This window comes from Williamsia soli (assembly GCF_017377795.1).
Lineage (GTDB): Bacteria > Actinomycetota > Actinomycetes > Mycobacteriales > Mycobacteriaceae > Williamsia > Williamsia soli.
The window spans coordinates 1,003,182-1,013,368 of sequence record NZ_JAFRDR010000001.1 but is presented as its reverse complement, the minus strand read 5'-3'; the positions used below and the strand labels follow the sequence as shown (position 1 = coordinate 1,013,368).

11 protein-coding genes are annotated in these 10,187 nt (G+C 60.8%); 8 read left to right on the top strand and 3 right to left on the bottom strand.

What is annotated here, in order from left to right:
• The coding region (locus J3S28_RS28230; RefSeq protein WP_237341111.1) for an NAD-dependent epimerase/dehydratase family protein at positions 1 to 127 on the bottom strand (127 nt) is incomplete at its 3' end.
• Positions 128 to 210: 83 nt separating this feature from the next.
• Between J3S28_RS28230 and rfbA the strand changes: the two genes are divergently transcribed.
• The 4 genes from rfbA to J3S28_RS04535 all read left to right on the top strand — a co-directional run bounded on the left by rfbA (position 211) and on the right by J3S28_RS04535 (position 3,077).
• Positions 211 to 1,086 carry a glucose-1-phosphate thymidylyltransferase RfbA gene (rfbA, locus tag J3S28_RS04550; RefSeq protein WP_207837997.1) on the top strand — a complete coding sequence of 292 codons (876 nt, stop codon included), beginning with the start codon at positions 211 to 213 and terminating at the stop codon, positions 1,084 to 1,086.
• Between the two features lie 218 nt (positions 1,087 to 1,304).
• Complete coding sequence (locus tag J3S28_RS04545; RefSeq protein WP_207837994.1) at positions 1,305 to 1,988, top strand: lipase family alpha/beta hydrolase; 684 nt, start codon at positions 1,305 to 1,307, stop codon at positions 1,986 to 1,988.
• A gap of 349 nt (positions 1,989 to 2,337) precedes the next feature.
• A complete protein-coding gene (locus tag J3S28_RS04540; protein WP_207837991.1) occupies positions 2,338 to 2,709 on the top strand; it encodes a hypothetical protein in 372 nt (123 codons plus the stop codon).
• Positions 2,706 to 3,077 (top strand): hypothetical protein, encoded by a 372-nt coding sequence (locus J3S28_RS04535; protein ID WP_207837988.1) that lies wholly within the window; start codon positions 2,706 to 2,708, stop codon positions 3,075 to 3,077. The genes J3S28_RS04540 and J3S28_RS04535 overlap by 4 nt, the downstream gene beginning before the upstream one ends.
• Positions 3,078 to 3,087: 10 nt before the next feature.
• Here the strand turns inward: J3S28_RS04535 and J3S28_RS04530 are convergent, their stop codons facing one another.
• Together J3S28_RS04530 and J3S28_RS04525 are read right to left on the bottom strand one after the other, a co-directional pair.
• Positions 3,088 to 3,654: a YdcF family protein gene (locus tag J3S28_RS04530; RefSeq protein WP_207837986.1), complete on the bottom strand. Its 567-nt coding sequence runs from the start codon at positions 3,652 to 3,654 to the stop codon at positions 3,088 to 3,090.
• 49 nt (positions 3,655 to 3,703) lie between these two features.
• Positions 3,704 to 4,693 carry an alpha/beta hydrolase gene (locus tag J3S28_RS04525; RefSeq protein WP_307796830.1) on the bottom strand — a complete coding sequence of 330 codons (990 nt, stop codon included), beginning with the start codon at positions 4,691 to 4,693 and terminating at the stop codon, positions 3,704 to 3,706.
• Positions 4,694 to 5,499: 806 nt separating this feature from the next.
• On the opposite strand from J3S28_RS04525, the gene J3S28_RS04520 reads away from it, so the two are divergent.
• From J3S28_RS04520 to J3S28_RS04505, 4 genes are all read left to right on the top strand, one after another.
• Positions 5,500 to 5,661, top strand: a complete 162-nt coding sequence (locus tag J3S28_RS04520; protein ID WP_207837982.1) for a hypothetical protein — start codon at positions 5,500 to 5,502, stop codon at positions 5,659 to 5,661.
• 355 nt (positions 5,662 to 6,016) lie between these two features.
• The gene (locus J3S28_RS04515) at positions 6,017 to 6,667 is read left to right on the top strand and encodes a hypothetical protein (RefSeq protein WP_207837980.1); all 651 of its coding nucleotides are present in this window, start codon (positions 6,017 to 6,019) and stop codon (positions 6,665 to 6,667) included.
• 680 nt (positions 6,668 to 7,347) lie between these two features.
• Positions 7,348 to 8,625, top strand: coding sequence for a nucleotide sugar dehydrogenase (locus tag J3S28_RS04510; protein ID WP_207837978.1), 1,278 nt, complete (start codon positions 7,348 to 7,350; stop codon positions 8,623 to 8,625).
• A 3-nt stretch (positions 8,626 to 8,628) separates the two neighbouring features.
• Positions 8,629 to 10,134, top strand: a complete 1,506-nt coding sequence (locus tag J3S28_RS04505) for a glycosyltransferase family 2 protein (RefSeq protein ID WP_207837966.1) — start codon at positions 8,629 to 8,631, stop codon at positions 10,132 to 10,134.
• Positions 10,135 to 10,187: the final 53 nt, after the last annotated feature.

Here is a 10,187-nt window from a genome sequence, read left to right as displayed (position 1 = left end):
ATGCGGCGTTGGCGGCGTAGGTCATCGCGTCGAGGACGCGGACCTGCACGTCCGGCCGGGTGGCGAGTGTTCGGTGCACAAAGTTCGCGCCGATGAAGCCCGCTCCACCGGTGATCAATACCCGCATATTTCTCCCTTGTTGAATGCAGCAGACCTTACTGAAATCGCTCTCACTGAGCCGACTGAGATAACAAGCATTATGGTATCGGCATGCGCGGAATTATCCTGGCCGGAGGGACCGGCTCACGGCTGCATCCCATAACTCAGGGTGTCAGCAAACAATTGGTCCCGGTATATGACAAACCGATGATTTATTATCCGCTGACCACTTTAATGCTGGCAAATATTCGAGACATCCTGATCATCACGACCCCGCACGATGAGCAAGCGTTCCGCGCCTTGCTCGGCGATGGTTCCCAGTTTGGCCTCGCCATCACCTATCAGGTACAGGCGAAGCCGGACGGGCTCGCGCAGGCCTTTGTTCTCGGCGCCGATCACATCGGCTCCGACTCGGTGGCACTCGTGTTGGGCGACAACATCTTCTACGGCCCAGGACTCGGCGAGCAGCTCAACAGATTCCAAACGATCGCGGGTGGCGCAGTCTTCGCTTACTGGGTCCGCAACCCGGAGGCTTACGGGGTTGTTGAGTTCGACTCCGCCGGCACAGCGATCAATTTGCAGGAAAAGCCAGAGAAACCCAAGTCCAATTTTGCGGTTCCGGGTTTGTATTTCTATGACAACAACGTCGTCGAGATCGCAGCCAACCTCGAGCCCAGTGCACGCGGCGAGTACGAGATCACCGACGTCAACCGCGCCTACCTCGACAAAGGTCTACTCCAGGTCGAGGTGCTGCCCCGCGGCACCGCATGGCTCGACACCGGCACCTTCGACTCGCTGCTCGACGCCGGCAACTTCGTCCGCACCGTCGAAGAACGTCAAGGACTCAAGATCGCCGTCCCCGAAGAGGTCGCGTGGCGCCGCGGTTTCATCGACGACGAACAACTCCTACTGTGCGCAAAACGGCTCATGAAGTCTGGGTATGGCACCTACCTTCTCGATCTCCTCGAACGGGGCAAAGAGCGTTAGCAGATCAGAAATTGCCGCAGAGCGCGGGGCAGCACAGGCCATCGATTCTTGCGGCGTCGCATACTTGTTGCGACCACACTCGTTCTAATGCTCACCACACCGCAACTTAGGGTCCCGGTAATCCGTTCTTTACACCGACACGTTCTAATCGACAGATGCACACGAGACTGACAACCAGGGTCTTAATAGGAATTTCATCGATCGCAGTAGCACTATCGGTGGCTCCACCTGCTGCAGCTGCTCCACCTGCGCGGGTCGCGATCATTGTGCCCGGCCAGGGCCAAAGCCCGGAAACATACCAACTTCTCGCGCAGGCACTTGGGATTCAGGGTTTCCAGACTCGCGTGCTGGGTCTTGCCGGCACCGACCTCATAGGCGACGCGCACGACATCGCGTCCACCGTCGATGGAATCCGCGGACGTCAACCTGGCAGCGCGTTGTCTCTGATCGGACACAGCGTCGGCGGACTGTCGTCGCGGTACTACCTCAAGGTCTTGGGAGGTACTGAGCACGTCGACAACTACGTGGCCATCGGCACCCCGCAATATGGCGTCGCGCCGGGCTGTTCAGGCGATATTGCCCGTCAAGTGTGTATGGGCTCTAAGTTCATGCAGACGCTCAACGCTGGGCGCGATACCCCTGGGCCTACCCGCTACTACGCGATTCGCAACGAGCGCGAGTACAGCGACGGCCGGTTGGATGGAGCGCAGTGTCGGCTCTCGGCGATACCGGGTGTACCAGGTCTGAATGGCCGCTTCGATCACGGAGCAGCACCCTACAACCCGCTGGTATGGGCCGCCGTCAGCTCTTCGCTCTCTGGCGGTTGCCCAGGCGCCTTCGTCACCGACCCTGACGGCACCCTGCGGCCGGAATCAACGCTCAGGTCCACTTTTCCCAACTGATCCCTCCGTCTAAGCGGCCAGCTTGGGATTATCTGAAAAAGCTTCACCCCAATTTTTGATGAGGCATTCTGAAAAGCGGTCGGACTAAAGTCCCGTCCGTTGTATTCGGAAGCCTCGAGAGGATCGCATATGTCATCAGAGCTGTTCGGGTTCATTGAAGTTTTCGGCCAGATCATCCAGTTCGTTGTCACCAGCCTGTTTGCAGGTAGCTCGGGCGGATAGAAGTATCGACGGACCCCCGACCCGGGGGTCCGTCTCCGTCTTGACGGAGGTGGAGTTACCAACGAGAGTGACCAATCCCCCACCGCCGTCGACTGCTCGACGACACTTACGCACATAAACTGGCGGCATGCCACAGCGCGCCTTCCGCGGCATCGAACTCGTCTGCGCTGCAACGGGAGGTGCTTTCGGTGCCGGAGCACGGCAGTTGCTCGACCAGTGGTATTCCGGTCCTCGCCACGATTTCGTTGTCAGTCTGATCGCAATCAGTATTTCAGGCTTGCTGTTCGGCGCGCTGGAAACGGGCTGGTACCGACGACCATATTTACGTTGGTTCGTGCTCGGCTTCTGCAGCGGACTAGGCGCCCTGAGCGTCGCCGTCGTTGTTGCCACAACATCCACCGACGTGTGGCTCTCCGTTGCGTATCTCATCGGGTCACTCTTCGTTGCGACCGGCGCGATCGCCGCAGGCCAACTCCTTGCCCGACTCGGAACTCGATGAGTCCCCTCCTCCAAGTCACGCTGGGTGGCGCCGCAGGTGGCGCGTTCGGCTACTGCGCTCTCACGCTGTTGCCGTGGCGCGACCAGCGGATAGTCCTCGCACTGAACGCATTCAGTGCGGCGCTCCTCGCCGTCGCCGTTGCCGGCGAGTCGCAGACATCGTGGTCGTTGACCGCCACGGCAGTAGGATTCTGCGGGGCCAGCTCGTCGTTTGTGGTGATGTCGACCCTCCCCCAGCGCTTCTCCGTGCAGGGAGTGGGTGCAGTATTTCTGACCGTCCTACAGAATGTCGCGATTTCTGCACTCGCAGCCGTTGACGCCTACTTGATCAGTCACGTCATCTACTCCGTGTACGGCAAGCTCACGTGAAGACGGATTGCTACAGGAAACGATCGCAGCCCACCGCCGCTGCCTTCACAAAGCCCACTACCTGGTAGGCATAAACACTTTCCCACTTCGCCAGTGAGAAGTCATAGGCGCGCGGTACGCCAGTCATGGTCACCTTCCCCGTGAAGCACTCAGAGAAGACGAAGCGTGCCCGCAAGAGGTGATAGCGCCAGCTGATGACGATGACGTGGTCCCATCCGAACCGTTCTGCCATCTGCTGGGTGAAGATGGCCTCGCCACGAGTGGTTGCAGGTTGCGGCTTGAAGCAAACGACCGTCACTTCCGGGGTGGAGGCAGCGCATTCCTTCTTCATGACCTTGTCGCCGGACCAATACGGGTTCGAAAGTAGGACTGTGTCGGCGTATCCCCGTGTGGCTAGGTCCAGGCCGTACGCTTCACGGCCGTCATGCTCACCTCCAAGGACAACGATCGCGTCTGCCCTCGTCACCCGATCCATGTGGCCCTTGGTGAACAGCATGTAACCCGAAACACCCAGCACCACAGGCAGAACGACCAGACCCACGCACATTGCGATCAACAATCTGCGGATCCACTTCATTGGTACCGATCGTAAACCCGGCCGGACTCATCCGCTGACTACGCGAGCATCAGCCCAAGCCCAGCGACCTCGACAGCATCGGCCACGAGGCATGGAAATCATCGTTCCAGTAACTCCAGGCGTGGGTGCCCGTCAACCGGAAGTGCGTGGTCGGACGCATACCCAGTGCAGTCAAACGGATCGCGAACGCGCGGGTGCACCCGTTGGTCACCGCCTCGATCGCGCCACCAGCGATGATCTGGTCCGCCAACTTGGCTATATCGCCACCGATGTAGGAGTCGTTCAGCCGATCGTATTGGCCCGGCAGGCCACTGCCCGCCGACAAGAAGACTGCCGTGCCTCGCAAACGTTCGGCATGAACCCACGGATCGTGAGCAGCCCATTCCGGATCGTTCGACGGCCCGTACATGTTTTCCGGGTCTCCCACCCCGACGTGGTTCATGGTGATCCGGATCAACGCCTGCCCAACTGGATCGCTGACGTTTGCACACGCGCTGTAGGCAGCAACACCGTCATAGAGGCCAGGTTTCGCGATCGCTAACTGCAGGGCTGACGTTCCTACACGTGACATCCCTGCCACCGCGTTACGCCCGGTGGTTCCGAGCATGTTGTCAATCACCGGCGGGAGTTCCTTGGTCATGAACGTCTCCCACTTGGCGACACCCAGATCGGGATCGGGACTCTTCCAGTCCGTCCAGTAGGCGTTGATACCGCCTGCGGGCGACACGATGTTGACGTGGGCGTTGTCGAGGTACTGGGCGATGTCGGTGGAGGCGTACCTGGCGCCACCATCGAGCAGGTAGAGAACCGGGGCCGGCGTTGCCGTGTCCTTGGGTCGCCGAATATGCACAGGCACCGAGCGGTTCATCGCGGTTGAGTACACCTGCACCACAGATTCTCGTTCCGTTCCCACCGCAGCTCGGTTCAATATCGATCGATCTCGCTGTGCCAACTGTTGATCCCAGTATCCGATGTCGCCGCTGGAGGTGGCGCTCGAGTCCGGTGCCTCCGGTGCGGCCCCCACCGTCGGTGCGCTCACAGCGAGACACGCGGCCAACGCCGCGCAGGTAACTAAACGAATGACCTTCTTCATACTCCCCGACTCTTCGATTGACCCTCGACGGACGTCTCGAATGATTGTCCGTTACTGGGGCCAGATTCGCATATCAGGGGTAGCCCCATCCTCCACCCGCACATGGAGTCACAATTGTTGTGCAACAACGTGATGCAGTGATTGACGCCTGAACCTGATGCCGTCGCTTGTTCATATGAACTTCAGCGACTCCCCGTGCCGTAGTGCAGTTCGCATTGTCAGCGAAGAAGACGCAGGTTCGACCTCGACCTTGCCGACGGAGCGCAACGGCTTCGTCCTCGAGATCGGCATGGCTGACCACCTGTCCGATGAGCAGGGCAACCATCATCGCCATCAGCACCCAGAAGACGGCTCCGATAGCGATCCACCACATGCCATTCAGTATGGACAGGAAAGGACATCAAACAGCGTCGAAAGGATTACGTGTCGGTCACATGATCGAGTCATTGGTGCACGGCTTCCGGCGAAAGTGCGAGTACATCGGGCACCGCAGATGACTGTCGAATCAGAATCGAGTTTCCAATCTCTCGAGCACCATTTGCGACCTCACGGGTGTCGAAGTCGGTGCGCGAGGCGACGCCCCTACTGTTCGGCGCCGATCATTCTCAGGACGGCCGCATTCTTGGCTTCATCCCCCGCTCAATGGGATCGCAAGGCCTGAAATTCCGGCACTAGCGAGCAATTCGTGATCGTCACAATCAATTCTTCGATCTGGCTTTCTTTTCCAGTTCTCGATAGTCATAATTTTGCGAATGTGGTGGTTGAGCGGCATCGGGGCCGTCGTCTGGGTACTGGCGTCTATCGCTGTCGCGTTGGCCATCGGCCGGATGGTCAAGCGCGCTGACGATCGAGAGCAGATCAATGCGCAGGCGTCTTCCGCGTTGCTGCCTTGGGTTTTGCGCATTCCGAGATAATCCCCCGCTCAACGAATTTGGCCGGATCTACGGCACCAATGAACATCCCGCACTCCCTGCGTGCGTGACATCGCCGGCAACAGAGGCGCACACGAGCCTTCCCATCAGACGACGTTTGCCTCGTTACTGCGAATAAAAATCTCACTCTCCGAGAGACTTCGCTACGCCCCTCTCGCACGGCTGAATAATTAGACGCCCGGCCGTTGCTATGCCTCAAAGTTGACCGGGCAAGCATCCCCAGAATGTGCCGCGCGCGTTTAGCTCTACCCAGCCTTGGGCAGACTTCCATTGACCAGGATTTGATCGCGTCGAGATACGTGCGCCGTAACCTGACTTATCTTCGTGGGGGCCTCGAATGGGTGAAACGACGACCACATTCATGCACACCGCCCGCCGGGTCTCAGGCATCCCACCTGAGCTCCTCGGCGTCGATCCCATGGAACGCGACCCCACTGCGCGGGCGGTCCAGCAGCAGCAAGCTGACGCCCTCTCGGCCGCATTGTGGGTTGCCTCCTACTATGTAACGGATGGGCTCTTCGAAGACCTGGCAGGCAGGTCCACGGCCGATCCCGAGGTGTGGCTGACCACCGACGGGACCATCCTGCCCTTTCTACCCAGACGTTTCGCGCACGAGTACGACTATCGGTTCGTACAGAAGCTGATAGTCGCGGCAGCCGACCTGTTCGCCCGGTTGACCCGAGAGTGGTCGCCACCGGACTGCGTCGCCCAAGAACTACTCATTCGTGTCTTGGTCGACCACGTCCAGTTCTACAAAGACACCTACGGCCTCGACCTGGCGGACGACTGGCGTTCCACGTTGGCACGAGAATTGCTGGCGGGCGCCGATCACGACCACCTCTACGGCCCCAATGAGAGCGATACCGGACCTGTTCGCCGCGGTGAAGCCTCCGCGGAGTTCGACAACTGGTTCGAGCCGTTCGACGGCAAACGGTTGCCGCCCTATGTCGAATCGCTTGAATCTCTCGAGCGCGGACAGCCCGACTAGGCCGACTCCGTCCGAACTTCTGATCGTCTATGTCATTGCCGGACAACAGCAATCACCGGTTGCCCCTTGGTCCGCACCCGTCGTCTCAGATAGTGGGAACTTCCAGCGCACAGCCGTCGCCGGTGCTGTTTCAATGACTGGGTTCTCAAGGGACGGCGGTCGATTAACTAGAACCGAAGTGCAGAACCTACAGCGCATCGACGGGCATCCCGGGGTCGTGGCGCAGTGAACTGCAGCCATCGACGACCGTTACGGTCATAAGTTCGCTTACGTCTCATCGAAAATACCGGCAACGGCTGGGTCGACCCCCGAGTTGCAAATTGTCTGCAATTACATTGCCGTGCTTATTTCAATGAGTGGTGTGTCAAATTCGAATCGCCTAAACTTGGGCAGTCGACTGGAGACCGCCGTCCTAGCCTGTGGGCCCAACAGATGAATCAGCGGTAATTCAGTTCTCGAGCGGGGATTTTGGCCTGTTTCGAGTACAGTTTGCGACGGATCTCGGTAGGAAGTCGCGTAAAACTGCGCGAACACCAGCTGTGCGGAGTCACCATCGATGTTGATCTGAGTGCATTTTTTCTCGAACGCTCAATCAGATCGAAGTCTTCGTCACCGGATTGCATCGCCCTGAGCGACGCCCTGCCCCGAATAGATCCGCGGCGATTTCGAAAGGCAAAGTAATGGACCGTTCAGGCAATGCTGTGGTTGCGGTAGTCGGTTTGGGATATGTCGGCATACCGACGGCGATGTCGCTCGTCGCGGCAGGCCACCGAGTGATCGGCTTCGACGTAGCCGTCGAGCGCCTCACCAACATCGCCGATGCGAACATCGACCTCCCACCGGCCGATCTCGCCCGACTGCGTACCGACCTGGACTCCGGACTTCTCGAACTCACCCTCGATGCGAACCAGATCCGTGAGGCCGACACCGTCATCGTGTGCGTACCCACCCCGGTCGACGAGAGCCAGGCGCCGGATCTCACAGCCCTGCATTCGGCCTGCACGACCGTGGTCGCCCAGGCGAGAGGTGGTCAGAGCATCATCCTGACCTCGACGACCTACGTCGGTTGCACCCGTGAACTGCTGGTCGATCCGTTGACAGATCGCGGCTTCGCGGTGGGCCAGGATGTCTTCGTCGCCTTCTCGCCTGAGCGCATCGACCCCGGTGTCACCGGCCACTCTCCGACCGCCACCCCGCGCGTGGTCGGCGGCGTCACCCCGTCATGTACCCATCACGCGGCAGACACCCTGGCCGCCACCGCTGCCGAACTGCACGAAGTGTCCTCCCCCGAGGTCGCCGAGATGGCGAAGCTGCTCGAGAACACCTTCCGCGCCGTCAACATCGCCTTCGCCAACGAGTTCGCGGAGGTCGCGGAATCGATGGGGCTACCGATCACCGAGATCATCGACGCCGCGGCGACGAAGCCGTACGGCTTCATGAAGTTCACACCGGGGCCCGGCGTCGGCGGACACTGCATTCCCTGCGATCCCCACTACCTGCTGTGGCAGCTGCGGCGCACCAGGGGCAGCGCCCCGATCACCGAGGCAGCGATGACCGGCATCGTGCAACGCCCGTCGGCGATCGTCAGCAAGATCCGCGCCCGACTGGCCGATGCGGGTCGGCCGCTGGCCGGCTCCCGTGTGCACATCGTCGGTGTTGCGTACAAGCCCGGTGTCGCCGACGTACGTGAGTCCCCCGCCCTGGAAATCATCGCCGACCTCACTCGCGCCGGTGCCATGGTCACCTACTCGGACGCCTACGTCCCTGCCATCACCATTGACGGACAACGGGTTCCGACCTCTTCGAGCGAAGCCGCCGAATCGGCAGACCTCATTCTTGTGCACACCGTCCATCCGGGTGAGACCGATTGGTGGACCTCAGATCACGACACCGACCGGCCGCAGGTGCTGGACATGACCTTTCGTTCCGAGGCCCGTCTCATCCCGGATATGCACTGACAGATGGTTATTCACCACTCGGCTCAGTCATCGCGGACCGAGCCGGTACAGACATGGACGCCGCCCACGGGGTCAGCCGCGCGGATAGATGCAGACAAGTGGGGCGCTCCGCGACCGCGACGTCGATGGTTCGACAACTGGGACCCACACGTCCGTAGGGCTGCCAAGTTCCTGGTCGCGATACTCGCGCTGACACCGCTGTTCGCTCTGCTGGCTCGGCAGTTCCCGGAGATCATCTTCGACCCGTGGATCATGTTGTACGGGTTCGCGGTGTTGTCGTCGACCATCTACGCCTTCGTCCTCGCCTACGCACGATACGAAGATCCAGCCGAGTCACGACACTCCAACCACGTTGCGCCGCTCAGTTTTCCACCCCTGCACGCGGTGCCGACCGTGAGCTTCCTGGTGGCAATCAAAGACGAATGCGACGTGATCGAGCGCTGCGTACGGTCGATGGTCGAGTCCGACTATCCCGACCTCGAGGTCATCGTCGTCGACGACGCCTCCACCGATGGCACCACCGAGATCCTGCGACACCTCACCACCGAGCTGAACTTCACGCTGATCGAACTCGAGCGCAACGTCGGGAAGAAGAACGCCCTGGTTCGCGGCGCCGAGGTGGCCACGGGTGAGGTGATCGCGTTCACCGACTCCGACTGCGTCCTGGCACCGGACGCGGTGCGGCGCTGCGTCGCCGCCCTGGTGTCCGAGGCGGACCTCGGTGCGGTGTCGGGACATGCGCGCGCCCTCAACGCCGACTCCACCCTGCTGACGAAAATCCAGGACACCTGGTACGAGGGATCGTTCCGCGTCGTCAAAGCCGCCGAAGCCTCCGTCGGGTCGGTGACGTGCGTATCCGGGCCGCTGGCGGTGTTCCGCCGCGACGCCATCTGGAACTACTTGCCGGCGTGGGCCAATGACCGCTTTCTCGGCGGCGAGTTCAAGTTCGCCACCGACCGCCAGCTCACCGGATACGTCCTGGGCCAGAAGTGGCGGGGCCGAGCGCTCAAAGAGCAGTACCCCGAGTCTCCGTTCGTTGCCGCGGTCGACTACCCCGAGCGCAAATGGCGGGTCGGCTACGTGCGCTCGGCCAAGGTGTGGACGGTTGTGCCCGAGTCACCCCGCGCCTTCTTCAAGCAACAGGTGCGCTGGAAGAAAAGCTTCATCCGCAACCTGTGCTTCTCCGGAACGTTCATGTGGCGCAGAGGGCTTCAGCCGTCCGTGCTCTACTACGGGCACGCTGTCTGGGTCGCGGCTGCGCCACTGATGGCGATCCGGCACATGATCTGGGCGCCCGTCAACGGACTGTGGTTACTGACCGCTCTCTACCTGGGCGGCATCTTCATCAAAGGCTGCGCCTGGGCCGTGGCGTTCGCCGTCGACAACCCCAACTCGACCCGATGGCGCTACCGGCCACTGATGGGACTCATCTCCACGCTCTGTCTGTCCTGGCTCCTGCCCTACTCATTGCTGACGATTCGGCGCAACATCTGGTCGAGGTCGCTGTGAACCTGACGACCAGAAAGCTCCTGCGCGCGCTGTTCAGTGTCGCGTTCATCGCA

Bases quoted from the DNA above. Each gene is read 5' to 3' on its own strand.
- J3S28_RS04505 (WP_207837966.1), top strand. From the start codon at position 8,629: ATGGTTATTCACCACTCGGCTCAGTCATCGCGGACCGAGCCGGTACAG.
- J3S28_RS04540 (WP_207837991.1), top strand. From the start codon at position 2,338: ATGCCACAGCGCGCCTTCCGCGGCATCGAACTCGTCTGCGCTGCAACG.
- rfbA (WP_207837997.1), top strand. From the start codon at position 211: ATGCGCGGAATTATCCTGGCCGGAGGGACCGGCTCACGGCTGCATCCC.
- J3S28_RS04520 (WP_207837982.1), top strand. From the start codon at position 5,500: ATGTGGTGGTTGAGCGGCATCGGGGCCGTCGTCTGGGTACTGGCGTCT.
- J3S28_RS04535 (WP_207837988.1), top strand. From the start codon at position 2,706: ATGAGTCCCCTCCTCCAAGTCACGCTGGGTGGCGCCGCAGGTGGCGCG.
- J3S28_RS04515 (WP_207837980.1), top strand. From the start codon at position 6,017: ATGGGTGAAACGACGACCACATTCATGCACACCGCCCGCCGGGTCTCA.
- J3S28_RS04510 (WP_207837978.1), top strand. From the start codon at position 7,348: ATGGACCGTTCAGGCAATGCTGTGGTTGCGGTAGTCGGTTTGGGATAT.
- J3S28_RS04530 (WP_207837986.1), bottom strand. From the start codon at position 3,654: ATGAAGTGGATCCGCAGATTGTTGATCGCAATGTGCGTGGGTCTGGTC.